23 protein-coding genes and 2 pseudogenes are annotated in these 24,254 nt (G+C 75.3%); 11 read left to right on the top strand and 14 right to left on the bottom strand.

Annotated elements, in window-relative coordinates; all coding sequences use genetic code 11:
- Window positions 1-94 precede the first annotated feature (94 nt).
- The 4 genes from ACFU74_RS24055 to ACFU74_RS24040 form a co-directional block, all read right to left on the bottom strand.
- Window positions 95-1,162 carry a methyltransferase gene (locus ACFU74_RS24055; protein WP_380760086.1) on the bottom strand — a complete coding sequence of 356 codons (1,068 nt, stop codon included), beginning with the start codon at window positions 1,160-1,162 and terminating at the stop codon, window positions 95-97.
- Between the two features lie 125 nt (window positions 1,163-1,287).
- Window positions 1,288-2,043, bottom strand: coding sequence for an SDR family NAD(P)-dependent oxidoreductase (locus tag ACFU74_RS24050; RefSeq protein WP_380760083.1), 756 nt, complete (start codon window positions 2,041-2,043; stop codon window positions 1,288-1,290).
- 16 nt (window positions 2,044-2,059) lie between these two features.
- Window positions 2,060-3,250, bottom strand: a complete 1,191-nt coding sequence (locus tag ACFU74_RS24045) for an acyl-CoA dehydrogenase family protein (RefSeq protein ID WP_380760081.1) — start codon at window positions 3,248-3,250, stop codon at window positions 2,060-2,062.
- A 77-nt stretch (window positions 3,251-3,327) separates the two neighbouring features.
- Window positions 3,328-4,278, bottom strand: a complete 951-nt coding sequence (locus ACFU74_RS24040) for a 2-hydroxyacid dehydrogenase (RefSeq protein ID WP_380760079.1) — start codon at window positions 4,276-4,278, stop codon at window positions 3,328-3,330.
- Between the two features lie 212 nt (window positions 4,279-4,490).
- Between ACFU74_RS24040 and ACFU74_RS24035 the strand changes: the two genes are divergently transcribed.
- A complete protein-coding gene (locus ACFU74_RS24035) occupies window positions 4,491-4,838 on the top strand; it encodes a hypothetical protein (RefSeq protein WP_380760077.1) in 348 nt (115 codons plus the stop codon).
- Window positions 4,839-4,913: 75 nt separating this feature from the next.
- Here the strand turns inward: ACFU74_RS24035 and ACFU74_RS24030 are convergent, their stop codons facing one another.
- Entirely contained in the window at window positions 4,914-5,120 is a 207-nt protein-coding gene (locus tag ACFU74_RS24030; RefSeq protein ID WP_380760075.1) for a hypothetical protein, read from the bottom strand.
- Window positions 5,121-5,511: 391 nt separating this feature from the next.
- On the opposite strand from ACFU74_RS24030, the gene ACFU74_RS24025 reads away from it, so the two are divergent.
- Entirely contained in the window at window positions 5,512-6,213 is a 702-nt protein-coding gene (locus tag ACFU74_RS24025; RefSeq protein ID WP_380760073.1) for a 2-phosphosulfolactate phosphatase, read from the top strand.
- Between the two features lie 12 nt (window positions 6,214-6,225).
- Here the strand turns inward: ACFU74_RS24025 and ACFU74_RS24020 are convergent, their stop codons facing one another.
- Window positions 6,226-7,059 (bottom strand): hypothetical protein, encoded by an 834-nt coding sequence (locus ACFU74_RS24020; protein WP_380760071.1) that lies wholly within the window; start codon window positions 7,057-7,059, stop codon window positions 6,226-6,228.
- Window positions 7,060-7,302: 243 nt separating this feature from the next.
- Between ACFU74_RS24020 and ACFU74_RS24015 the strand changes: the two genes are divergently transcribed.
- Window positions 7,303-8,049 carry a DUF4232 domain-containing protein gene (locus ACFU74_RS24015; protein ID WP_380760070.1) on the top strand — a complete coding sequence of 249 codons (747 nt, stop codon included), beginning with the start codon at window positions 7,303-7,305 and terminating at the stop codon, window positions 8,047-8,049.
- Window positions 8,050-8,091: 42 nt separating this feature from the next.
- Here ACFU74_RS24015 and ACFU74_RS24010 read toward each other — a convergent pair whose 3' ends face one another.
- Window positions 8,092-8,466 (bottom strand): hypothetical protein, encoded by a 375-nt coding sequence (locus ACFU74_RS24010; protein WP_380760068.1) that lies wholly within the window; start codon window positions 8,464-8,466, stop codon window positions 8,092-8,094.
- A 210-nt stretch (window positions 8,467-8,676) separates the two neighbouring features.
- Here ACFU74_RS24010 and ACFU74_RS24005 point away from each other — a divergent pair, with 210 nt between their 5' ends.
- Window positions 8,677-9,888, top strand: a complete 1,212-nt coding sequence (locus ACFU74_RS24005; RefSeq protein ID WP_380760066.1) for an MFS transporter — start codon at window positions 8,677-8,679, stop codon at window positions 9,886-9,888.
- A gap of 9 nt (window positions 9,889-9,897) precedes the next feature.
- Here the strand turns inward: ACFU74_RS24005 and ACFU74_RS24000 are convergent, their stop codons facing one another.
- Window positions 9,898-10,800, bottom strand: a complete 903-nt coding sequence (locus ACFU74_RS24000) for a LysR family transcriptional regulator (protein ID WP_380760064.1) — start codon at window positions 10,798-10,800, stop codon at window positions 9,898-9,900.
- Between the two features lie 144 nt (window positions 10,801-10,944).
- On the opposite strand from ACFU74_RS24000, the gene ACFU74_RS23995 reads away from it, so the two are divergent.
- Window positions 10,945-11,574: an RICIN domain-containing protein gene (locus ACFU74_RS23995; protein WP_380760062.1), complete on the top strand. Its 630-nt coding sequence runs from the start codon at window positions 10,945-10,947 to the stop codon at window positions 11,572-11,574.
- 90 nt (window positions 11,575-11,664) lie between these two features.
- On the opposite strand, the pseudogene ACFU74_RS23990 reads toward ACFU74_RS23995, so the two are convergent.
- Together ACFU74_RS23990 and ACFU74_RS23985 are read right to left on the bottom strand one after the other, a co-directional pair.
- Window positions 11,665-11,790, bottom strand: a pseudogene (locus tag ACFU74_RS23990) (carbohydrate-binding protein); the annotation flags it as partial.
- Window positions 11,791-11,805: 15 nt separating this feature from the next.
- Window positions 11,806-13,695 (bottom strand): annotated as a pseudogene (locus tag ACFU74_RS23985) (M4 family metallopeptidase); the annotation flags it as partial.
- A 317-nt stretch (window positions 13,696-14,012) separates the two neighbouring features.
- Here ACFU74_RS23985 and ACFU74_RS23980 point away from each other — a divergent pair.
- Window positions 14,013-15,269 (top strand): helix-turn-helix domain-containing protein, encoded by a 1,257-nt coding sequence (locus ACFU74_RS23980; RefSeq protein ID WP_380760060.1) that lies wholly within the window; start codon window positions 14,013-14,015, stop codon window positions 15,267-15,269.
- A 130-nt stretch (window positions 15,270-15,399) separates the two neighbouring features.
- Window positions 15,400-17,208, top strand: coding sequence for a hypothetical protein (locus ACFU74_RS23975; protein ID WP_380760058.1), 1,809 nt, complete (start codon window positions 15,400-15,402; stop codon window positions 17,206-17,208).
- Between the two features lie 124 nt (window positions 17,209-17,332).
- On the opposite strand, the gene ACFU74_RS23970 is transcribed toward ACFU74_RS23975, so the two are convergent.
- Window positions 17,333-18,247 (bottom strand): hypothetical protein, encoded by a 915-nt coding sequence (locus ACFU74_RS23970; RefSeq protein WP_380760055.1) that lies wholly within the window; start codon window positions 18,245-18,247, stop codon window positions 17,333-17,335.
- Between the two features lie 315 nt (window positions 18,248-18,562).
- Between ACFU74_RS23970 and ACFU74_RS23965 the strand changes: the two genes are divergently transcribed.
- The 3 genes from ACFU74_RS23965 (at window position 18,563) to ACFU74_RS23955 (ending at window position 20,974) form a co-directional block, all read left to right on the top strand.
- Window positions 18,563-18,877, top strand: a complete 315-nt coding sequence (locus tag ACFU74_RS23965; protein WP_380760053.1) for a hypothetical protein — start codon at window positions 18,563-18,565, stop codon at window positions 18,875-18,877.
- Window positions 18,878-18,976: 99 nt separating this feature from the next.
- Entirely contained in the window at window positions 18,977-20,320 is a 1,344-nt protein-coding gene (locus tag ACFU74_RS23960) for a PP2C family protein-serine/threonine phosphatase (protein ID WP_380760051.1), read from the top strand.
- Between the two features lie 66 nt (window positions 20,321-20,386).
- Window positions 20,387-20,974 carry a hypothetical protein gene (locus tag ACFU74_RS23955; protein WP_380760049.1) on the top strand — a complete coding sequence of 196 codons (588 nt, stop codon included), beginning with the start codon at window positions 20,387-20,389 and terminating at the stop codon, window positions 20,972-20,974.
- A 247-nt stretch (window positions 20,975-21,221) separates the two neighbouring features.
- Here ACFU74_RS23955 and ACFU74_RS23950 read toward each other — a convergent pair whose 3' ends face one another.
- Complete coding sequence (locus ACFU74_RS23950) at window positions 21,222-21,437, bottom strand: hypothetical protein (RefSeq protein WP_380760047.1); 216 nt, start codon at window positions 21,435-21,437, stop codon at window positions 21,222-21,224.
- 101 nt (window positions 21,438-21,538) lie between these two features.
- On the opposite strand from ACFU74_RS23950, the gene ACFU74_RS23945 reads away from it, so the two are divergent.
- Window positions 21,539-22,630 (top strand): DUF5937 family protein, encoded by a 1,092-nt coding sequence (locus ACFU74_RS23945; RefSeq protein ID WP_380760045.1) that lies wholly within the window; start codon window positions 21,539-21,541, stop codon window positions 22,628-22,630.
- Window positions 22,631-22,662: 32 nt separating this feature from the next.
- Here the strand turns inward: ACFU74_RS23945 and ACFU74_RS23940 are convergent, their stop codons facing one another.
- Both ACFU74_RS23940 and ACFU74_RS23935 read right to left on the bottom strand, forming a co-directional pair.
- Window positions 22,663-23,301, bottom strand: coding sequence for a hypothetical protein (locus tag ACFU74_RS23940; protein WP_380760043.1), 639 nt, complete (start codon window positions 23,299-23,301; stop codon window positions 22,663-22,665).
- Between the two features lie 44 nt (window positions 23,302-23,345).
- On the bottom strand, window positions 23,346-23,978 hold the full coding sequence (locus ACFU74_RS23935; protein WP_380760041.1) for a carbohydrate binding domain-containing protein: 633 nt from the start codon (window positions 23,976-23,978) through the stop codon (window positions 23,346-23,348).
- Window positions 23,979-24,254 lie beyond the last annotated feature (276 nt).

The raw sequence follows: 24,254 nt of genomic DNA, 5'->3' as shown, positions 1-24,254 counted from the left end.
GACACACATGGCGGTGATCTTCGCGGACACCAGGCCCGCGAAGATCACCACCAGCGCATCACGGCACACAGTTGATCAATTACCCAACACTTTCTCAGGCCGCGACCGCCTCGACCACCGAGAGGACGGTCGGGGTGGGGACCACCCGCGACAACCGCAGCCCGGCCCGCTCGAACAGCTCCGCGAAGTCGGTCTCGGTGCGCTCGCGGCCGGTGAGGGAGGCCATCATCATCAGGTCGAGGTCCTTGGACTGGTGGGGCGCGTTGCCGGGCGGGACCACGGCGTCCAGCACCAGCACCCGGCCCCCCGGGCGCAGGGCGCGGCGGCAGTGGCCGAGCAGGGTCGCGCAGGCGTCGTCGTCCCAGTCGTGCGTGATCCGCTTGAGCAGCAGGACGTCGCCGTCCGGCACGGCGGCGAAGAAGTCGCCCTCCCGCGTCGTCCAGCGGCCCGCGACCTCCGGGTGCGCGGCCAGCCGGTTCCCGGCGAGGACGTGGGCGCGGTCGTAGAGCACGCCCGCCAGGCCCGGGTTGCCGCGCAGCACCTCCAGCAGCAGGCCGCCGTGGCCGCCGCCGACGTCCACCACGGTCCCGCTCGGCGGGAAGCCGTAGGCGGCGGCGATCGGCGCGTTCTCCTGGTCGGACATCGCGGCCATGCCCACGTGGAAGACGGCGGCGGTCCGCTCGTCCTTGGCGAAGTGGTCGAAGAACGGCACGCCGAAGAGCTTCTCGAACGCCGCGGTGCCCTCGGTCAGACAGTGCGTCAGCTCCCCGGCGGGCCGCCACATGGTGCGGTCGGTGAGCATCTGGACGGCCGTGCGCACGGAGTAGGGGACGTCGCTGCGCAGCGCCTGCCCGGCCCCGGTGAGCGCGAACCGGCCCCGCTCGTCCTCCGCCACCACGCCCCGGGTGGCGAGCAGCCGCAGCACCCGGTGCAGATTGCGGGCGTCGGTGCCGGTCGCGGCGGCGAGTTCGGCGGGGGTGGCGGGGCCGTCCGCCAGGTGGTCGGCTACCCCGACGTCGGCGGCGGCGCGCAGGGCGGCGGGGAAGAGGAAGCCGAGGGCCTCGTCGACCAGGAAGGCGGCGGAGCGCCTGAGGCCGTCCTCGGTGCCCGCCGTCCCCGTGTGCGCCTGCCCGCCGTCGGTCCGGTCCTGATCCTGGCTCATCCCGTCCTCCTCCTCGCGGCCATCGGTGTCCGCCGGGGAGGCTGCCCAACGCCGGCCGCCGCGAAGCGCGGCGCACCGCGATCCCGCTCCTTCGGGTGGCGGACGCCCGGCTTCCGGGACCGGGCTCAGCGCATGTGGCTGCCGCCGTTGATGTCGAAGGTGGCGCCGGTGACGTACCCGCCGTCCTCGCCCACCAGGTACGCCACCAGCGCGGCCACCTCCGCCGCCCGGCCCATCCGGCCCACCGGGACGGAGCGCGCCGCCGCCACCGCCGCCGGGCCGAGCCGCGCCACGGCGGGGGTGTGGACGGCGGCCGGGGCGACGGCGTTGACGGTCACCCCGTGCGCCGCGAGTTCCCGGGCGAAGATCTTGGTCAGCACCAGCACCCCGGCCTTGGCGGCGGAGTAGTGCGGACCGGCGAGCGTGCCGCCCTGCTGGCCGGCCAGTGAGGCGAGATTGACCACCCGCCCCCAGCCGCGTTCGCGCATCGCGGGCGCGCAGAGCCTGGTCAGGGTGAGGACGCTGCGCAGATTGGTGGCCAGCACGGCGTCCCACTCCGCCAGGCCGACGTCCCACACCGAGCCCGGGGCGGTGCGGGCCGCGTTGTTGACCAGGACGTCGGGGGAGTGCCAGACGGCGCGGACCTCGCGCAGCGCGCCGTGCACGGCGTCGGGGTCGTCGACGTCCGCGCGCAGCGCCAGCGCGCCGTCCCCGCCGGGGTCGAGCCGGTCGCGCAGGGCGTTCACCGCCTCCCCGTCGACGTCCAGCAGGGCCACCCGGTGGCCCAGTCCGTACAGCCGGGCGGCGGTCGCGGCGCCGATGCCGCCGCCCGCGCCGGTGACCAGCGCCACCCGGGCGCCGGGCGTCGTCGTGGTCGTCATCGTTCCCACCCCTGTCTCAGATCACCGGGCCGGCGGGCAGCGGTGCGCCGAGCAGGGCGCGGCCGTAGATCTCCTGGTGGGTCTGGACGCTGAGGGCGGCGTGCCGGGAGGCCGTCTCGATGTCGCGCCAGATCCGTTGCAGCTCCGCGCCGTCCGAGAAGCTGCCCGCGCCGGCGGTGTCCAGCAGCAGGCCCACCGCCTCGCGTGCGCAGCGCACCGCGTGCGCGGCGTCCATCCGCAGCCGGGCCCGCTCCAGCGGCGGCGGCAGCAGGCCGGCGCCCGCGTGGGCGTCCACCTCGTCGGCCGCGCGGCGCAGGTGCAGGCGCGCGGTGTCGGTCAGCGTCGCGGCCCTGGCCGCGTTGAGCTGGTGCGCCGGGGCGTCGGCGACCAGCCGGTACAGCGGGGAGAGGGAGCGCCGGCCCCGCGCCACGGAGTCCAGCACCCGCTCCAGCGCCGCGGCGGCGAGGCCGACGGCTGTCGCCACCAGGGGCAGGTTGATGGAGAGGTGGAAGAGGACCAGCGGCTCCCCGGGGTGGCGGCGGCGGTAGACGCCGTCCGCCATGGCGGTGAGCGAGACCGTGCGGGAGTCCGGCACGAACACCCCCTCGGCGAGGGCCGTGTCACTGCCGGTGCCGCGCATGCCGGCCATCCGCCAGACCTCCTCGACGGCCAGCACGCGGGCGGGGACCAGGGCGAGCAGGCGTTCCGACCCGGCGTCGGCCCGGTCGAAGCCGAGCAGGGCCCAGGAGGCGTGGTGGATGCCGGAGATCCAGGGCCACCGGCCGTCCAGCGTCCAGCCCCCGTCGACGCGCCGGGCCGTGCCCGACGGGTTGGCGGTGCCGCAGACGACGGCGTCCGGGTCGTCCCGCCACAGGGCCGCCCGCGCGTCGTGGTCGAGCTGGGAGGCGAACAGGGCGCCGCCGTAGGCGATGCCGACCGTCCAGGAGGCGGCGGAGCAGCCCCGCGCCAGCTCCTCGCACACCTCCACCGCCGTGCGCACGGACGCGCCGTGGCCGCCGAGGGCCCGGGGCGTGCCGAGGCGCAGCAGCCCGGCCTCGCGCAGGGCGGCCAGGGCGGTGCCGGTCAGGCGGCGCCGCTCCTCGGTGCGGGCGGCCTGCCCGGAGAGGAGCGGCACCAGCGAGCGGGCCGCCGCGACCGGCCCGGGGTCGTCGGGGCGGTGCGCGGCGGCGGGAGGCGCGGTGTCCATGGTCGTCCCTGCTCTCTCGGTCGTGGTCGTCCGGGTCGTGGTCGTCCGGGTCGGGCTCGCTCAGGGGCGTGCCGGCGTCAGTAGGCGACGACGTTGGCCAGTTCCTCGCCCGCCGCGAACCGGCCCAGCTGACGGCGGATGAGGGCCTCCAGCCGGGGCCACATGGTGGAGGTGAAGGCGCCGACGTGCGGGGTGACCAGCACACCGGGCGCCGCGCGCAGCGGATGGCCGGTCGGCAGCGGCTCCGGGTCGGTCACGTCGAGCGCGGCCCGCAGGCCGCCGCCGCGCACCCGGGCGAGCAGGGCGGCGGTGTCCACGACCTCGCCCCTGGCGACGTTCACCAGCAGCGCGCCGTCGCGCACGCGGGCCAGCAGGCCGGCGTCGACGAGGTGGTGGGTGGCGGGTGTCAGCGCGGGTGTCAGCACGACGACGTCGGCGTCCGCGACGAGCTCCGGCAGCCGGTCCGCGCCGTGCACGGGGCCGCGCGGGCAGTCGCGCGCGGTGCGGGCGACCCGGGTGACGGCGCAGCCGAACGGGGTCAGCAGCTCGTCCAGGGCGCCGCCGACCGCGCCGTAGCCCACGATCAGCACCGAACGCCCGTACAGCGAGGGCGTCACCGCCGGCCGCCACACCCCGGCGCGCTGGTCGCGGGCGTGCTCGGGCACCCGGCGCAGTGAGGCGAGGACGAGCGTCAGCGCCAGCTCGGCGGTGCTGCGGGCGTGCACGCCCCGGGCGTTGCACAGGGTGACCGGCCCCGGCAGCCGGCGCAGCCGCGCCCCGAGCCCGTCCGTTCCCGAGCTGAGCGCCTGGACGGCCCGCAGCCGCGTCATCCGCTCCAGCGGCCGGCCGATGACGCCGAGGTCCTGGACGAGCGGCGGCACGTAGAACTCCACGGCGCCCGGGTCCGAGGGGAACGGCGAGCGACCGTCCCAGTGGGCGTAGCGCAGGGTGTCGGGCAGGCCGGCGAGGCGGGTGAACTCGGCGGGCAGCCAGACCTGCCGGGGGTCCGGGGGCGCTTCGCTGGGCACGGTGGTAGGCCTCTCGCTTCGGGGTCCCGGCAGATGCCGGTCATCCGATACGACCGGACAGGCCCGCAGGTTGTGACAGCGCGCGCTGCCGCACGGCCCGGATTCGAGGGTGGTCGAAGGGCTTTGCCCGGGCGGGCCGCTTGCGGTGACGCTGGGTCCGCCGGATCCGACCCGGCCCCGCTGACCGCCGAACCCGCGATCGAGGAGTTCCCATGACCCGTTCGTCCACGCTCCGCCTGCGCGTCACCGCCGTGGCCCTCGCCGCTTCGGCCTGCCTCCTCGGCGCCGCCGCCTCGGCCCAGGCCGCCCCGGCCGGTGGCGGGAGCGCCGTCAGCGTCCGCTCGGGCGGTTCCGTCGAGGTGAAGGAGACGGCGCAGTTCACCGCCAGCAGCGCGGGCGGCTCGATGGAAACGGCCGGCACCGGCGCGGTCAACCTGGCCTACCTCTACGCGCAGGGGGCCGGCTGGCAGCGCAGCCAGTGCTACGTCCTCGCCGTCGACCTCAGGTCGACGGGCGGTGGCTGGTTCTCCGCGAGGGCGACCCTGTTCTGCCAGCGCTGAACCGCCGAACGGCCCTCCGTCGGGGAGCACCGAAGCGCCCCGGCGGGTCGGCTCGGTCGCCGCTCTCGGGGCCTCCTACGGCCCGGACTCCTCGGCCGGCGCCGTGCCTTCGAGCAGTCCCAGGGCGTCCAGCAGCAGCCGGCAGTCGTCGGCGTCCCTCGCCCGCGCCGCCACCGCCCGCCGGGCCCGGGCCCGGACCTCGGGCGGCCCAGGGTCGCCCGGCGGTGCGAACAGGTCGCCCATCGTCTGCAGTTCACGGTTGGGCCGAGTCGTCGTAGCCACGTTCGCCTCCCGTCCGGATCTGCGCCGGTCGTCCAGCGTACTGCGCCGTTCGGGCGACCGGGGAAACCCCGGTGCCGGCCCCGGCATGCGCTCGCCGTCCGGGGGTACCCGCCGTCCGCGGGCGGCCGGCGAGCGGCTTCATCTCCCCCCGTGGTTCCGCGCGCCGCCCGCCCGGCGGCCCCCGGCGGGCGGGCGGCTTCGCCCACGGCGCCCGGGCTCCTACGGTGGTGGGCCCCGGGGGCCGGCGACCGCCCCGGTGGCAACGCCGGCGCCGCCGCACGCCGCCCGGACCGCGCACCCGCGCGGCCCGGGCGGGCCGGTGCCCTCCCGGACAGTGAGACCCGCGTCACCATCAGGACGCCGCCGGCCGGATCCACGCGATCATGACCCAATGGACGCCCGATTCCTCGGTATCACCGAGTTGACCGAAACCCCGTCCGTCGCGGTCGTCATCGACGTGATGCGCGCCTACACGGTGGCCGCCTGGGCCTTCGCCCAGGGGGCGGAGAAGATCGTTCTCGCCGAGTCGCTGGACGAAGCCCTCGCGCTCAAGGCCCGCCACCCGGACTGGGTGGCGCTCAAGGACGGTCCGCCCGCGCCCGGGTTCGACGCCGTCAACTCGCCGGCCGTGCTGCGCTCCGCCGACCTCACCGGGCGGACCGTCGTGCAGAAGACCACGGCGGGCACCGTCGGCGCCCTCGCGGTGAAGGACGCGTCGCTGGTGCTCTGCGCGAGCTTCGTGGTGGCGGAGGCGACGGCTCGGCTCCTGCGGACGGGCGGGTGCGACAGCGTCACCTTCGTGGTCACGGGCGAGGACGGGCGCGCCGACGAGGACCTCGCGTGCGCCCAGTACATCGCCCGGAGGGTCACCGAGCCCGGGACGGACGCGGCCGAGTTCCTCCGCCGCGCCGGCGGATCGCGCGCCGCCGCCGAACTCGCGGAGGGGGTGCGCCAAGGAGCCCATCCCGACGACGTCGCCCTCTGCCTCGAACTCGACCGCTTCCCCTTCGCCATGGCGGCGGCCCGGGAGGACTCGCTGATGGTCCTCCGCCCCCGCGCCGTGCCTGCGCCGACCGGCGGGGCCCGGGTCTGACCGCCGCGCGAGTCAGGCCGTCCGGCGGTACGCGTCGGCCGCCGCCCGGACCTCGGCGAGCGCCCGCTCGCGGTCGACCGCCGGCGGCCGGAACCGGCCGCCGGCCGCCCGGACGTGCTCCTCCCAGCGGTCCTCCCAGAACTCGACCGTCCACCCGGGCCACCGCCGCGGCATCTCGTACGCCTCCGCCGCCGACCCGAGCACCCACCAGCCCACCCGGCGCCGCAGCGGATCGACGTGGACCCCGGCCTCGGCCGCCACCCGGCACGCTCCGTGCTCCGGCGCGCCCACCAGCCGGTCGAGCAGGGCGGCCCCCTCCCGGATCGGGTGGTCGCCGGTGTTCGCCACCACGAAGCAGCGGTCCGATCCGACCGTCACCACCGCGGCCATCGGGTCCGGCTCCGCGAGGTCCTCGCCGTCCGGCACCAACAGCGCCCCGGCCGAGGTCCCGCGGTCGCGGTCACGGACGTGCTCCGGGTCCAGCCCCAGGTGGGTCCGCAGATCCGCGTTGCCGTCATACGCCCAGCGCACCTCCCACCCCGCCCAGGCCTGCCGCAGCAGCTCCAGGGTCGCGGCCCGGTGCCGCAGGCTGACGCTCGGCCCCTCCCCGGCGAACAGCAACAGCACCTTCCGGCCGAGGTCGAGCAGCGCGGCCCCTTGGCAGAACACGTCGTCCAGCCACCGGTCGTCCGCCGTAGGGCCCGTGGTCAGCCGCCGGACCATGGCGAGCGTCCCGGCCGGTCCCGCCAGAAGGCCGAGGTCGATTCCCACGGCGCCGAAGCGGGAGAGGTACAGCTCGTACTCGCCGCTCTCGCGGACCACGACGAAGTTCGCACGATCGGCCATGGGCCCACCCTGGCCGGTCGGAGCACGTCCCCGCCAGTGGATTTCCGCCCGGGACGTCCCGTGCGGCCGTTCCAGGCGGGGAGTGAAACCGCAGGTCGGAGGGGGTGGAACCGTTCCAGCGTGCCGGATCGGCCAAAGGGGCTGGCGGGCGGGGCGGACGGCGGGTCAGAGTGCTGCTCGGCGGGGCGCCGGGTCCGGCGCCGACCGCCCTCCCCAAGCCCTTCGCTCCTCCAGAGGTCCGCCATGTCCGTTCGCCGTGCTCTCTTCGTCCCCGCCGCGCTCGCCGCCGCCGCCCTCGCCCTGACCGCCTGCGGGCCGGACGGGTCGTCCGACGGGCCCCAGCCGGCGAAGCAGACCTCGGCCGCCGACCCGAAGCCCGCCACCCCGGACGCCGCGGCGCCGAAGCCCGCCGCCCCGGACGCCGCCACCCCGGCGACGGCAGCACCCAAGGCCGCCGCACCGGCCCCCGCCACCGGCAGGCCCACGGCGGCGGGTGCGTCCGGAGCGGCCGACGACGACGCGTACGCCTACGCCCACCCGTGCGAGGGCAAGGACCTGACGGTCCGGGTGACCGCCCGACCCGAGGCGCCGACCCAGCGGGTGATCGAGGTGCGCAACCAGGGCGCCCGCCCCTGCGGCCTCAGCTACTACCCGCTGGTCGGCCTGGGCGACTCGCGCGCCGCCGACCGCAGCAAGGACGTCAGGCCGCTGGTCCCCGGCGGCCTGGGCGGCGCCCCCGCCCACCCGGTCGGTGCCGGAAAGACCGCCTTCGCGGTGATCGACCTCAACCCCGGCGGCGCGAGCACCGGCACCGCGCCGGGCGTCGACCAGCTCAACGTGCTGGCCGACGGCGACCACATGCCCACCGCCGAGACCCGCAACTTCCCGCTCGGCTCCGGCGCGAAGGTCCTCAAGCCCAGGCTGGGCCTGTACCGGGCGACCGTCGCGGACGCGGCCGCCTCCGCCGCCACCGCCGACCAGCAGCCCTGAGCCCGGCCCGCCCGCCGGGGGAGGGGCCGGCGTCCGGCGCCGTCACAGCGTGGTGAGGACGTCCTCGTGCACCTCGTCCAGGACGAAGCCGTTGTCCCAGCGGACCCGGACCGTCACCCGCCCGCCCCGCCCCCGGTACGCGGCCCACTGCGGCTCCAGCTCGGCGACCTCCACCTCCAGCCGCTCGCGGCTCGCCTGCGGCATGGTGTGCCCGTAGTCGTCGAGGAGCGCCTTGAGCCGCTGGTACTCGCGGACCTCCTGACTCTGCGGGAGTTCCCCGTTCACCCGTTCGACGGTGCCCTCGATCCCGGCGCCCAGCGAGAGGAAGCCGACGACCGCCGCGGGCTCCCCGGCATGCGCGTCGCCGATCCCGAGGTCCTCGGCCAGCCGGACGCGACGGCCTTCCTCCAGGGTCATCCGTTCTCCGCCTCTCCGTCGGTCGCCCACCGGGCACCCCGCGGTGCCGCACCGTCACGGTACCCGGCGCCCGGCGGCGGCCGACACGCGACAGGCACCCGGGGGCGTGCCCGCGGACCCGGTGAAGCCGCACGATCGATGAGTCCGGCTCATCGATCGATGAGGTCATCGATCTTGTTCGGCCCGTTCCCCGGCTGATGGGCTGATCGCATGACGAACGCGGAAACGCTCGCCCCACCACCCGCTCCGCCCGCCGCCCCGCAGCGCTGGTCGCCGGTCCTCGCCGTCGCCCTCGCCACCTTTACCCTGGTGTCCTCCGAGATGATGCCGGTCGGGCTGCTCACCGAGATGTCGCACGGCCTCGGGGTGAGCGACGGGGTCACCGGACTGTCCCTCACCATCACCGGCCTGATCGCCGCCGCCCTCGCCCCCTTCGCCCCGCGGCTCGTCGGCCGGCGCGATCGCCGGGCCGCCCTGGTGGCCTTCATGCTGCTGCTCGCCCTGGCGAACGCGATCACCGCCCTCGCCCCGAACTTCGCCGTACTCGCCGCCGCCCGGATCCTGCTCGGTGCGGCGATGGGCATCGTCTGGGGCCTGGCCACCGGCGTCGGCCCACGCCTCGTCGAAGGCCCACGGATCGCCCTCGCCATGACACTGATCTTCTCCGGCGTCTCCATCGCCTCCGTCCTCGGCGTCCCGCTGGGCACCTACCTGGCCGCCCTACTCGACTGGCGCTTCGCATTCTGGACGCTCGCCGCCCTCGGCATCCTCTCCGCCACCGCCCTCGCCACCGTCCTCCCCGCGCTGCCCGCCCCGCCGGCACACGACGGCGAACGACCGGCCGGACCGGCCACCGCCCTGCGCGACCGCGGCGCGGCCGTGGCACTCGCCGTCACCGCCTTCGTCGTACTCGGCCACTTCGCCGGCTTCACCTACGTGCGCCCCGTCCTCGAAACCGACGCGGGCCTCAGCAGCGGCGTGATCGCCGGCTGCCTGCTGGTCTACGGCGTGGCGGGGGTCGCCGGAAACTTCACCCTCGGCCCGCTGTCCGGGCGCCACCCCAGGGCGGCCGTCGCCGCCGCCCTCACCGGCGTCGTCCTGGCCGCCGCGCTGCTCCCCCTCGCCACCGGCGCCACGGTCGCGGTGCTGCTCGTCCTGGTCCTCTGGGGCGTCTCGTACGGCGGGGTGTCGGTCTCGACCCAGGCCTGGGTGCGCACGGCCGCCCCGGCGGTGAGCGAGGCCTCGGCGGCCCTCTGGGCGGGCGTGTTCAACGCGAGCATCGCGCTCGGCTCCCTCGCCGGCGGCCTGGTGGTGGACCGTGCCGGGAACCGCGCCGTCCTGCTCACCGCGGCGGGCCTGGCCGCCGCCGGAATGCTGCTCACCGCGCTGTCGCGGCCGTCCGGCCACCGGCCGCGCCGGTAGGCCGCGGGTTCAGTCGACCTGCCCGTGCAGCAGGCCGACGAACTCCGCCGCCAGCGGATGCGCCCGCCCCTCCCGCTGGACGACCACCAGGTCGGTCGGCGCCAGCCCGGGCACCGGCAGGTAGCGGATGTCCGGCCGCTGGACGTACGACGTGCTGCGCTCGCACAGCAGCAGGCCGTGGCGGGTGCTCGCCACCATGGACAGGCCCTCCTGGAGGGTGACCGCCCCCGCCGGGTAGGACAGCGCCAGACCGCCCGGAGTCCGCCGGGGCGCGTTCGCCTGCCGCCAGTACTCGGGGGCCGGGCCCCGCGGTTCGACCAGCGGCAGCGCGGCCAGTTCCTCGGCGTCCACGGCCGCCGCCCCGGCCAGCGGCTGCGCGGCGTTGACCGCCACGTACACCGGCTGCCGGGAGAACGTCATCAGCACCTCCAGCCCCGGCTCCCGGCACGGGGCGAGCACGATGGCGAGGTCCACCTCGCCCCGGGCGAGCTGCGAGAACGGGTCCGCCCACGGGATCTCGACCAGCCGTGTGGTGCCCTCCGGCAGGCCCGCGATCACCCGGGCGACCGGCTCGTACACCGCGCACTGGAAGCCCAGCCGCAGCGGCCCGGCCGTCGCCGCCCGGGCGCGGGCTGCGTCGTAGCCCTCCCTGAGCCGCTCGAACGCGGGCACCACCTGCTCGGCCAGGGCGCGTCCGAGGGCGGTCGGCTCGACCCGGCGGCTGGTCCGCCGGAACACCGGGGCGCCGACCCGGCTCTCCAGGCGTTTGATCAGCTGGGAGACCCGCCCCTGGGAGAGGCCCAGGCGCTGCGCCGTCCGACCGAAGTGCAGCTCGTGGACGAGGACGGAGAAGCACTCCAGCTCCTGCAACGGCAGTTCGGGCAGGAGCGGTGCGGGCGTCGGTGGTTCCACCTCGGCAGCCTATGCCCCGCCCTCCCGTGCCCGCCGACGCGGGAACCCGGTCATGATCGGAACGGCTGGTACTCGACTGTGTGCGGGCGCCCGCGCGGCCCTACCGTCATTGGTCTGAACCAGTTCCAGGGAAGGAAGCCGACCATGAACCGCTCCGGACGATTTGGACCGGTCCTCGCCGCCGCCGTGGCGGCGCTGGCACTGTGCGCGGGGCCCGCGGTCGCGGTCGGGCAGCCCGCGGCCGCGCAGCCGGCGGCGCCCGCGGCCTCCGGCAGCACCCTCGCGGCGAGTGCGGCGGCGGCCGGTGCGACCGCGACGGTCGGCGAGTACCCGCCCCGGACGTACACGCTCACCAGCAACGCCCCCGAGGCGGGCGGCAAGTGTCTGGACGTCTACGACTGGGGCAACGGGCCCTGGATCCAGATGTGGGGCTGTCACGGCGGCGCCAACCAGTCCTGGAACATCTCGTTCAACGCCACCAGCGGCGGCTACCAGATCCGGAGCAACGCCAGCGGCAAGTGCGTCGACGGCTACCGGGGCCGGGGGCAGCAACTCGTCCAGCTCCCGTGCGACAACAGCGCCTCGCAGGCCTGGACCGTACCCGCGGGCGCCGGCCGCTGGCGCTTCGTCAACCGCGCGTTCCCCAGTACGCCTCCCGGCTTCCCCGGTCCCGTCGGCCAGTGCCTGGACATCTACGACTGGGGCCGCGGCAACGTGGTCCAGTTGTGGGACTGCGGCCACGGCCAGGGCAACCAGGAGTGGTGGTACAACTGATCCACCCCCGGCCGAGAACGCCGAGCGCCGCGGTCCGTCCCCTCGACGGACCGCGGCGCGGTGGTTTCACCGGAGGTCAAGGCCTGCCGGTCAGACGGCCTGCCAGAGCGCCGGGACGTTCGGCGGCTCCCAGCCGGCGTAGGCGGTGTGGCCCTGGAGGCAGCGGTAGCTGACCCCGTTGTAGGTCACGACGTCGCCGGCCTTGTAGGTGGTGCCGGCCGCCCAGGTGCCGCCGCCGGGGTTGCCGGTGCCGACCGTCAGGCTGAACTGGGCGGTGTGCACGGTGGCGCCAGCGGTGCCGGTCACGGTGACCTGGTAGGTGCCGGTCGTGGCCGTCGAGGAGGCCGCCAGGGTCAGGGTGGCGGCGGAGCCGGCCTGGACCGAGGACGGGCTGAAGGTCGCGGTGACGCCGGCCGGGAGGCCGGAGGCGGTCAGCGCGACGGTCTGCGCGGTGCCCGAGACGAGGGCGGTGTTGACGGTCGCGGTGGTCGAGGCGCCCGGCAGGACCGAGCCGGACGACGGGGCCAGCGCGAGCGAGAAGTCGTCGCCGCCGTTGTTGTTGCAGGTGGGGTCGCCGGCCTGGGCCGGGACGCTGACCGCGTCCCAGGCGGCCTTGGTGCGGTTGAACAGGTTGCAGCTCGGGTCGAGGCTCTTGGCGGCGGTCAGGGTGGTGGTCCGGTACTTCTTGTGGGTCATGCCGCTGGTCTTGAGCAGCATGCCGCCGTAGAAGATCCGGCCCGCGTCCTTGATGCCGATGCCGGTGACGGTGGAGTTGTTGCAGGTCGGGCTGGTGGGCTTGCCGCCGCCCGGGTTGGAGCCCTCGGCGAGCAGGTAGAACCAGTGGTTCAGCGGGCCTGCGGCCGCGTGCACCTCGGTGCTCGGGATCGAGGCGGAGTAGCAGTTGGGGTTGTTGCTGACGAGCGAGGGGTTGTACATGTTGCGGATCGGGCCGCGGCCGACGAGGTTGATCATCTCGCCGACCAGGTAGTCCGGGTCGTCGTAGGGGGCGGACTGGCCCGCGTAGGCCTCGGTGAGCGCGCCGAAGATGTCGCCGGTGGCCTCGCCCAGGCCGTTCTCGTTGTTGGCGCCGCCGGGGGTGAACTGGTCGATGCCGTGGCCGAACTCGTGGCCGACGACGTCGATCGAGGAGATCCACTCGTTGGCGTTGTTGTGGCCGATGGCGACCGAGGAGCCGTTCCAGTAGGCGTTGACCTCGTTGAGGCCGACCTTGACCGGCCAGCTGCCGCCGTTGCCGTTGTGCCCGTTGCGACCCAGCCAGTCGCGGAGCATGTCCCATTCCTTCTGCGCCGCGAAGAACACGTCGCCGCAGCCGGTCTCCTTGCTGGTGGCGCTGCCGTTGCCCCAGGTGTCGGAGGACTTGGTGAACACCTGGCCGGTGGCGTTGTCGGCGCAGCTCAGGCCGGGGCGGCTGGGGTCGCGCAGCGAGAAGGAGCTGCCGGAGCCCGTGGTGTTGATGCTCGGCGAGGGGCCGTTCCACTTGCTGTTGAGCGTTCCGGCCCGGACGTCGTCGTAGCTGTCGATGACCTCGCCCGTGGTGGCGTCGACGAAGACGTGCAGACGGCTGGGGGCGTCGGCGGTGCGGCCGGTGAGCACGGTCTCCCAGGCGAGCCGGCCGCTGCCGCCGTCCTTGACGCGCACGACGAGGCGGCGGGACTCGACGGAGTCGACGGTGGCGAGCTTGGTGCGCGCGGTCTTCTCGGCCTTCTGGGCGCTGATCCGGGCGGTGGTGGCGCCCCCGACCGCGCCGGTGGCGGCGGACTGCAGGCCGTGGACCTGGCCCTGGGAGTCCGCGAGCACGACGGCGTCGCCGCCGACCACCGGCAGGCCCTTGTAGGTGCGCTCGTAGGCGACCGAGTAGAGACCGCCGACCCAGGGGGTGACGTTGGTGCGCTCAAAGGTCTCGTCCGAGCCCTTGGCCAGGGCGTTCACGCCGCCGGCGACCGCGGCGTCGGCGGCCTGCACGGCGGCGGCCTGCCCGCTGGGCGGGGCGGGGACGGGCGCGGCGGCGGCCGGGCCCGCGGTGGCGGCGATGGTGCCGGCCAGCACGGTCAGCGTGGTCGCGGCGGTCAGCAACCGGCCTGCGGTGGCACTGCGTTTCATCGAGGCTCCTAGCGTGTGGGGGTCCTCGACCGCGGAGGGAGTGGCTGGTGGCACACCGCAGGGCCGTGTGTGGGGACGGCCGTGCGGGCCGTCCGCGCTCGGGTGCTCGAACCCTCACATGACGTCATGCTCCGGTCAACGGTTGGCGCGTGTGACGCCCGGGGTTGGCAAGTTCCGTCAAGTCGGGGCCCGGTTCCGGACCGGCCCGGACGTTGCCCGAACGGACCCGCGATTGGGGATCGTGGACCGGCTGCCGGTAGCGTGAGCTGCGGGTTCGGCGGGAGGCCGGGCCGGGGCCGTGGTGCGGGGGAGTCCTGGTGGGAGTGGAAACCGACGAGTTCGCCGGGAAGCTGCGGGCGCTGAAGGAACGTTCGGGCCACAGTTACGGGGTGCTCGCGACCCGGCTGCACACCGGCACCTCCACCCTGCACCGCTACTGCAACGGCGCCGCGGTCCCGACCGAGTACGCACCGGTGGAGCGGTTCGCCCGCGCCTGCGGGGCGAGCGACGAGGAACTCGTCGAACTGCACCGGTGCTGGATCGTGGCGGACGCGGCGCGGCGCCGGGAGAGCGGCACGACGGCGACCAGGCCCCGGCCGGCCGCCGTGCCTCCGGCACCGGTGCCACCGCCGTCCCCCTCCACCGCGACCGCGCCGGCCGCCCGGGCCACCGCGACCGCGCCGGCCGCCCGGGCCACCGCGCCCGCGCCGACCGCCCGACGCCGCGTCAGTGCGCTGCTCGGTGCCGTGCTGGCGGTCGTCCTGGTCACCGCCGTGTCGGCGTTCGTCCTGTACGGCCGGGGCGAACCCGCCGCCCTCCCGCCCGCGGCCCCCGACGCCGCGCCCGCGCCGTCCGCCACACCCACCCCGCCGCCGCCCTCGTCCCCGACCCCGGAACCGAGCCCGAGCAGCACACCGTCGAGCGCCGCCCCGGCCCCGGTCGAGGACACCCCGGCGCCGTTCCACGTCAACGTCCTGACCGACAACTGGGGCAGCCCCTGCGGCCAGTGGTTCCTCTCCACCCGTACCCCGGGCCAGGTGGCCGCGCCGCCGGACAACCCCGCGGACGTCGACGGCTGGGCCGCCGCCCAGCAGGGCATCCCCGGCGGACACCTGCGCCTGCAACTGACCGCCCAGGGCGCCGACGCCACCCCGGTCGTCCTGCACGCCGCGTACGTCCAGGTCGTCAGCACCCGCCCGGCCCCCAAGGGCAACGCCTACACCCCCGGTTCCGGCTGCGGCGGAGCCCTCACCCCGGCGGCCTTCGCGGTGGACCTCGACTCGTCCGCGCCCCGCGTCACCCCGGTGCCGGGCCTGGACGACACGGGCGGGCCCGCCACGTCGAACTTCCCCTACCGGGTCTCCGCGACCGACCCGCAGGTCCTCAACATCGACGCCGGCACCGCCTCCCAGGACGTCACCTGGTACCTTGACCTGGTCTGGAGCAGCGGCGACCGCCAGGGCCGGCTCCGTGTGGACGACCACGGCCGTCCCTTCCGCACCACCGCCGTCCGCAACGCGCCCGCCTACTTCCACGACGGCAGGGCCTGGTCCCCGGCCGACCCCGAGCTCTGAGCGCCGCCGGTCCGCCGGCCCGGCCCGCCCGTGAGGCTTGCCGGGCCGGCCGGGCGGGAATGGACGGGGCAGAGGCCCCAGCGGGCACCGGGGGAGCGGGCGGTGGCGGGGCGCGGAACTGGGGGGCGTGATGAGTCGTGGTGTTCGTGCGGCGCGCCGAGGAGCGCTGGCACTGGCCGTCTGGTGGCTGTGGATGCCGCTGCTCGCGGTCGTGGTCCGGCTGTTCAAGCACTTCGCGTTCGGCGGGTTCGGCCAGCAGGACCAGAGCTATGCGCTGCTGATCCGGCGGGAGTTCTTCCCGCACGGCGGCCCGCTGGACGCGGCGCCGCTGTTCTGGTTCTGGGTCGCCGCGGGGCTGTGCGGCACGGTGTGGGTGGTGGTGGTCGTCGCGGAGGAGGCCGGGGTGGGCCTCCGCGGCTGGAAGGTGCGGCTGACCCTGGCCGTGGTGGTGCTGGCCGTGGCCGGCTCGCTGGTGCGGGCGGGCACCGGAGTCTGGGACGACGACAAGGACGCGGGCCGCTTCTACGCGGCGGCGACCGTGCTCGACGTCCCGGCCGCCGGCGCGGGCACACCGCGCTCGGTGCTGCCGGTGACCGAGCGCACCCGTCCGGGCGACGGCCGCCGCTGCGACCTGGTGGGCACGGCGGACGTGCCGGCCTGCGTGAAGACCGCGCCGATGCCGGACTTCGACTTCGAGGCGCGCACCGCCTCCTACGCGGCGGCGACCAAGGCGCTCACCGACAGCGCCGGCCTGACCTCCGGCACCCACCTGCTGGGCCGCAGCCTGCACTACCTGCCCGACGCGGCGAAGGGCGGCGGGGTGTGGACGGCGGTCCTGGACGGCTCCGGCGAGCAGCCGATGGAGGGCGTCGCCGTCTGGGACGGCCGCTCGAACTCGGTGACCACCTGCGTCTTCCGGGGTGGCCACGCCTTCGGCCGGGCCTTCGCCGGGACGGGGGCCGTCAGCCTGCGCAACCTGCTGGCCGAGCGCTTCCCGGAGCTGGTCTACGGCGACAACGACATCCAGGGCTACTGCGAGGGCGCCGACCCCCGCACCGCCCGGCCGGTGGTGGTGATCTCGGTGGCACGCCAGATCGGCTTCCGGCAGCGCACGGTGCTGGAGCCGGCCGGGGTCCTGGTGCTGCGCGGCTCCCCGGACGGGCGCCCGGACGTGACCCACCGGGCGACCGTGGCCCCGGGCGAACTGCCGGTGGCGGTGTACGCGACGTCGGTGGTCCGCTCGCAGATCCACGAGGTGCAGTGGCTCGGCGGGCGCGGCGCCAAGGACTCGCGCGGCTTCGGCTACGCGCACACCTCGGCGGCGACCAACGCCACCAACCCGGGCGAGTTCCTGCTGCGCTCGAAGGCGGACGGCCACCTGTACTACGTCACACCGCTGGTGCCGCGCGAGAGCTCCTCGCAGCTGGTGGTGGCGTTCGCGGTGCTCCAGGCCGACCGCGCCGGCGGCGGCCTCAACGACCTGCACGTCTACGTGCGCGGCGACGACGCCCCGTCGGTGAACCTGGACGTGCTGGCCAGCCGGATGGTGTCGTACATGGCGCAGCAGACCGGGATCGCCATCAGCACCGGGAAGGGCGGCGCCCTCCAGGAGATCATCCCGTACGGCCGGGACATGTGGCGCGGCTTCGTGGACTTCAACGGCCAGACCCAGGACTACATCGACCTGTCGGGCGACGCCACGGTGACGCCCAACCTGGTGTCGCTGAACGGCAGCATCACCGCACCGGGCGGCCGGCCGTCCCCGGCCCCCACCCCGACTCCTTCCACAGGGCCCGCTGCACCGGAACCCGCCGCACCGGCGGCCGGCTGCGGCGACGACCCCGGCCGGCTGACGACCGAACAACTCGCCGCCTGCGTCGCGGAACTCTCCAAGGCCCTCCAGGGACGCGTCCAGAACCAGCCCTCCCCCCGTCCCTGAGGCCCGTCCCCCACCCGCCGCGATCCGGCTGCTGCACCTCACCGGACCGGCCGGGCGGCCGCCGGTCCGCGACACGACCGGTGCCCGAGCCGGACGGGCCGTGGCCGACCCGTCCGGCCCCGTCTCAGCGGCCGCGCCGCCGCCGAGGCGGGTCCAGGGGGAGCTGGTCGCCGGTGGCACCGGCCTCCAGCCGGCCGTAGTCCGGGTGGTCCAACCGGTGGTGGACGTAGATCTGGTCGGCCCACGGCGGGTCGAACGGGGTGAACGCCCGCAGGCCCAGGACCCGGCCGATCGCCCGGTCGGGACGGGCGGCGTTGAAGTCGGCGACCGCGGCGGCCTCGCCGATCCGCTCGATGGTCCCCGGCAGGTCGTCGAGGTAGCAGGTGACCCTCGGCAGCAGGTGCCCGTGCTCCGGGCTGCGGAACAGGCCGAGGGCCGTCGCCGTCGAGGAGCAGTAGTCCAGGTCGAGGGCGACGAAGCCGACCGGATGACCCTTGAGCACCTCGGCGTGCGAGTCCAGGTAGTCGGGCAGCGTCCGGTCGAGGTCGCCGATCACCAGCTCGGCCGCTCCCAGCCGGGCCCGCAGCCGGTCGTGGTCCATCGTGTAGTAGCCGGGCGCGAACAGGTACGGAAGGTCCCGGGGGTCCTTGGCGGCCGGCAGCCCCGCCCCGCTGTCGAAACCGACCACCCGCACCGCCACCCCGGTGGCGGCGGCGTAGTACCGGGCGTGCTCGGCGAGCGCCAGCAGCCCGTTGCCGCCCGCCACGCCGAACTCCACCACCGTCACGCCCCGGTGCCCCAGCCGCGCCGCCGACTCGGTGGCCCGCCGCACGCCGTACGCGTAGTGCGGCCGCTCGACCAGCCCGAACCGGTACGCGGACGCCGTCCCGACCCCGGGCAGCCGGCGCAGCAGCCGGTTGCGCACGGCGGTCCGGGTCCCGGACTTCGACCAGTCCCACAGCACGTCCGCCAGCCCGCCCGAGGGCTGACGGCCGAACGGGTGCCCCTTCTGGGCGGTCGTCCTCGAATCCCTGCGCACGATGGACCTCCTCAGCGTGACGACGCGGTCGGAGGAATCCTTCCCGCCCGCGCCCCGCACCGAATCGGCGTCCCCGGCCACCCGGCACGCCCGCCGGCGAGCGTCGACTCCATCATGCCTCGTCAGAGGCCCTGCCGGTAGGACCGGAAGCACAGCGGATCGCCCTTGTCCAGCAGCTCCGCCGCCCGCAGACTCGACGTCATCCACTCTCCCGGCCCCGTGCCGTCGCCTGCTCGCGGGCGCCGGCACGTACGTCGTGCTGCCCTGCGCGGCCGCGCGGGAGGTGGCGTGGCGACGGAACGAAGGGGGTTCACGGTGAATCAGGATGCGGTACTGCGGGCGAGGATGCTGCTGCTCAGCACGGACCGGCGGGTGCTGCGGGGACCGCGCGGGCTCTGGGCCTACCGGGTGCTGACCCAGGTCTCTCCCGAGGTGTACGGATCGAAGCTGGCCCGGGTACTGGTCGAAGCGACCCGGTTCCCGGAGGTGGGCGGGCTGCCGAAGGCCCGCCTGGCCCTGCTGGAGGAGGCGGTCGCGACGGCCCTGGCCCTGGACCCCCGCAACCCGTACCGGGACCAGGTCCTCACCCTCGCGCTGGCGGCCCGCGAGGCGGAACTCCGGGCCGGGTAGCCCGCGCAGCAGCATCTTGGGCCGCCCGGACGAGTGCTCCCGGCCGGGCGGCCGTCTCGTGCGTAGCGTTGGTCCGGTGGTGACGAACGAGGTGATGGCGTGAATTCCGACGTGCAGCCGACCGGCGCACCGGGCGAGGGGGAGCGGCCGGAGCTCCGGCTGGACCTGGGGGAGCAGCTGGAGGGCGTCGCCGTCCAGCTGCGCGCCCTGGCCAGGGCGAAGAACCGGCTCCAGGGGCTGCTGTCGGCGGTGCTGGCGATCGGCGGCGACCTGGACCTGCCCGTGGTGCTGCACCGGATCGTCACCACGGCCATGGACCTGGCCGGCGCCCACTACGGTGCGCTCGGCGTCCTCGCCCCCTCCGGCGACCGGCTGGAGCAGTTCGTCACCGCCGGCCTGACGGAGGAGGAGTACGCGGCCCTCGCCGGGATCGACTTCCCGCACGGGCGCGGGGTGCTCGGCCACCTGATCCGCCACCCCGGGCCGCTGCGGGTGGACGACATCCCCTCCCACCCGTCGTCGGTGGGCTTCCCGCCCGGCCATCCGCCGATGCGGACGCTGCTCGGCGTGGCGATCACCGTCCGCGGCGAGATCTACGGCGACCTCTACCTCGCCGAGCGCATCGACGGCCTGCCCTTCGACGAGGACGACGAGGAGATCGTCCGCGCCCTGGCCGGCGCGGCCGGCATCGCCATCGAGAACGCCCGCCTGTTCGGCTACATGCGCGACAGCGCTGAGCAGTTCCAGCGGCTGCTGCTGCCCACCCTGCCGGAGCTGGGCCCGTTCGACGGGGCCGCGGTCTACCGCACCGCCGCCGAACCGGCCGGCGTCGGCGGCGACTGGTACGACGCCGCCGTCCTGCCCGACCGGGCCTGCGTGGCCGTCATCGGCGACGTGGTCGGCCACGACCTGCACGCCGCCGCCGCGATGGCGCAGGCCCGCAACATGCTCCGCGCGCTGCTCTACGACCGCAGGTCCCCGCCCAGCTCGGTGCTGACCCAGCTCGACCACACCGTGGGCGCCATCACCGACCTGCCCGTCACCACCGCGTGCCTGGCCCGGATCGAACCCTCCGCCGACGGCTGGACCCTCCACTGGAGCACCGCCGGCCACCCGCCGCCCCTCGTCCTCACCCCCGACGGCCGCGCCCGGTACGTCCAGGGCGAACCCGGCATCCCGCTGGGCGTCGACCCCGAGATCCCACGCCCCGACCACACCCACCCGCTGCCCGCCGGCAGCACCGTCGTGCTGTTCACCGACGGCCTGGTCGAACACCCCGAGCGCTCCATCGACGAGGGCCTGGACACCCTCGCCGCCCTCGCCGCCGCCCACGCCACCCGACCCCTGGACGACCTCGTCCACGTCCTCGCCGACCACCACCCCAGCGACGGCCACGACGACATGGCCATCCTCGCCATCCGCGTCCCCACCGGTCACCCCTGACACCACCCGCCCGGGCGGGGGAGGGGGCTTGGTAGAGTCCGCGCGAACGATCACCGAGGGGGGCGGATGGCGGAGCGGCGGCGCAGCCGGATCGTGTGGTGGCTCAGGGGCCTGGCCCTGCTGGCGGTGCTGGTCTACCTGCCGGGCCTGCACGCCTCCCGCTCGGGCGGACTGGTGGAGGTCCAGCGTCTGCTCGACCACCCGGTGGCGCTGCTCGGATCCGCCGTCGCGCTGACCGTCGCCTCGATGGTGATCGGGTTCGAGTTCCGCACCCGGCGGTCGCGGGTCGGCTGCGCGGCCCTGCTGATGCCCCTGGTCGCCGCCGGCGCCGCGGTCGTCTTCATGGCGTCCCTGTTCGGCGGCGACGGCCGGGCGGTCGAGCGCAAGGCCGCCCCGGACCGCCCGGACCACGTGCTGACCGTCACCGACACCGCCTTCTCGATCGACCCGGTCCACCACGTGGAGCTGCTCACCGGCACCGGCTGGTCCGCCCGCCACTGGGACCTGGGCGAATGGGACGAGAGCGACCCGCGCGGCTACTTCGAGAGCGCCGAGTGGACCGGCCCCCACCGGATCACGGTGACCACGGACAGGACGGTCACGGTCTACGCGGTGGACCCGGCCACCGGCCGCCCGAGCGTCGCGCAGGGTTAGGCCCTCTCTTTCGGATCACGCCAGGCGGTCGCCGCCGGAGCACGCACGCCCCCAGCCTTCGGCCGGGAGGTACCCCCACGCCGGCTTGTCGTCGGTCGCGGATGGCCCCCAGCCTGGCGGCCGGGAGGTGCCCCCACCGCTTGGACTCCGCCCCCAGCCTTCGGCCGGGAGGTGCCCCCACCTCCGCACCGCCGATGCACGCCCTCCAACGACGCCCACTGATCCGAGGTGATCCGAAAGAGAGGGCCTAGACCCCGGCCCGCTGCCGACGGCGCAGAGCGAGCCGGAGGGCCAGGCGCAGGCGCCCGGTGGCCGGGCGGCCGGCGAGGACGGCTTCGAAGCGGCGGTGGTCGCGGGCGGCCCGCAGCGCCGCGACGTCCTGGGTACCGGGGCCGGGCGGGGCCGGCTCGCCGTGCTGGGCGGCCCGGTAGCTGTCGAGGAGGTGCTGGTGCAGCGCGTTCATGCACCCACCGTGCACCGCGGCCGACCCGCGGGTCCCGTGGATTGACGGCCCTCGTCAATCGGCGCAGCGGCCCCGCCCGCCCGGCCCGGCATCATAGGGGGGTGAGCGTGACCATCGACATCACCGGACTGCCGCACGAGCGGATCCTCTTCCAGCCCTCGCCGCTGGCCGAACTCGGCAACGCGCTGCACGCGCTGGCCGAGCCCGCTCACCACGCCCGGCTGCACGCGTGGACGACGGCGACCTCCGCCGCGCTCCGGCCCGAGCTGGCCGACCGCCTGCTGGAGGCCGACTTCATGTGGCGCTCGACCCGCTCCGACTTCCTGCTGCCGGCCAGGCCCCGGGAGACCCTCGCCGAGGAGCTGGACGACCTCGACCGCATGGACGACGAGAGGTTCGTCGGGGCGGCCCTGGAGATCTCGTGCAGCACCAGCCACTACCCCAAGGGCCTGCCGTCACCGCTGGTCGACGCGTGGTCGCGGCGGCGCGCACTCGACCTGGCCGCCGCGCGCGGCCCGCGCCAGGCGGCGTTCGTCGAACGGATGCTCGCCGACCCCGCCGCCACCCGCGCCTGGATACGACGCCTCCTGGAGGACTGCGACCGGGCGTTCTTCGCCGACACCTGGCACCGGGTCCGCGTCCGGCTCGCCGCCGACGCCCGCGACAAGACCGAGCTGCTGCGCCGCAAGGGCCTGGCGCAGGCGCTCACGGCGGCCTCGCCGGCGCTGAGCCTGGAGGAGGACGAGCACGGCGGCCGGATCGTCGCCGACAAGCTGGTGCACGGCCGCACCGAGGCCCGCGGCACCGATCTCACCCTGCTGCCGAGCGTCTTCGGCTGGCCCCACCTCTTCGTCATCTACGCGCCCGGCTGGCAGCCCGTCATCCAGTACCCGGTGGCCGCCCACGACGTGGGCGGCACCGAGTCCGGGGAGACGGTCGCGCTGCGCCTGGAAGCGCTGACCCACCCGATGAGGATGCGGCTGTGCCGCAACCTCGCGCGCGGCGTGTACTCGACGAACGAGCTGGCCGACGCGTACGGCATCACCGCCCCGGAGGTCTCCCGCCACCTGGCCGTGCTGCGCAAGGCCGGGCTGCTCATCACCCAGCGCCGGGGCCGCTACGTCCTGCACCAGCTCGACCTCGCGGTCGTCACCCGGCTCGGCGGCGACTTCCTGGAGGCCTTGCTGCGCTGACGGAGGTCGCACGCGCGGTCCCGGCGGGGCTCTCAGGCTCCGGTGGGCGTGGGGGTGGGGACGCCGGGGCTGCTCGGGGGTGTGGTCGGCCGGGGCATGCAGGGCTGGGTCGAGGTCGGCGCGGGTGAACCCGGGGTGGGCGTGGGGCAGTTGTTGGGGTACATCGGCCCGATCATCGAGACGCGGCTGACCCGGTAGGGGCCCTGTCCGTACCAGCCGTGGAAGGTGACGGTCACCTGGTGGACGTTGTCGCCGATGAGAAGGGTCGTGGCCAGGGACTTCAGCTCCGGCCCGTTGTCCCAGAGGATCACGTCGCCGGTGCCCGTCCCGGGGTCGGAGATGGTGGCGAAGGTGTACGGGCCGGACATGTAGGCCGAGAAGGAGTACCTGGTGCCGGGCACGACCGTGACCGTCTGCGAACAGCCGGCGTAGTCCTGGCCGCTGGGGCGGCCCTCGACGCCCTGCTCGGTCTGGACGAACTCGCCGTGGCAGAGCCAGCCCTGGGCGAGCGGGCCGCGGAAGTCACCGTTCCTGATCCACTCCAGCGGCGCGGGCTGGGCGCTGGCGGAGCCGTTGGCGACGAGCGCGGCGGCTCCGGCCAGGACGAGGGCGCCGAGGCCGGCGCCCAGCGGGCCGGCACCGTGGGCATGGCGGGGACGGGAAGAGCGCATGGCTTACTCCGATGTGGGGGTGCCCCGATGGTCGGGGGCGGCCGTCAGGGGATGTACGTGCGCCAGCAGGTGGGGGTCGGCGAGGGGGTCGCGGAGCTGCCGGTCGCGGTCGGCGACGGGCTGTCCGGTTCACCGCACGGGCTCGGCTGGTACCCGGGGCCGATGAAGGACACCCGCCGCACGTCGTAGGCCGCCTGTTCGTACCAGCCGTGGAAGTACACGGTGAGCTGGGTGGTGTCCGGCCCGGTGGTGACCTGCACCGACAGGTCGTTCCAACTGCTCCGGCCCGACCAGGTGGAGGCGTTCTCGCCGGCCGCGCCGCTGACGCCGACGAAGGCGTACGGGCCGCGGACCGTGGTGGACAGCGTGTAGGTCGAGTTGGGCTGGACCCGTACCCGCTGCGAGCACCGCGCGTTGCTGTCGGCCGTGGGGTGGCCGGTCACGTAGTGGTCGTGCGGGATGGAGCTGGCCGAGACGTTCGATTCGCAGGACCAGATCCACGGGTAGGAGTCGAACGCCCCGTTGAGGATCAGGTCGACCCGCGGGAGCGGGTTCGCCGACGAGCCGGCCAGGCCGACGGCGGAGGCCGCCGCGGTGAGCGCGGCGACGGTGAGGCCGACGGGCAGACGGCCGCGTCTGTTCCGGCGGGCGGGGCGGGGTGGGGCGGGTGCACGCATGCCGTCTCCGGGTGGGGGAGTGCCGATGATGGGGCAGCAGTGCGAGGGAGTGGACCACACCATGGTGGATGCGGCCCGCCACCGTCAAGGGCGGGCGGGCCTTCGGTGGCGGCGGGCCGTGGCCGGCGCGAAGTCGTCGCCCTCCCGGGTCACTTGAGGAACTTCCTCCCCCCGCTCGCCCCGAGCGGGGCCGGGCCCGGGACGGGCGGCCGTCGACGGCCGCGGTGACCGCAGGTCAGTGCGGCCCCGCCCGCGCCGGACCGGTCGGTACCCGGT

This window comes from Kitasatospora sp. NPDC057500 (genome assembly GCF_042802195.1).
Lineage (GTDB): Bacteria > Actinomycetota > Actinomycetes > Streptomycetales > Streptomycetaceae > Kitasatospora.
The sequence above is the reverse complement of the archived record's forward strand: the minus strand, read 5'-3'. Positions and strand labels throughout refer to the sequence as shown.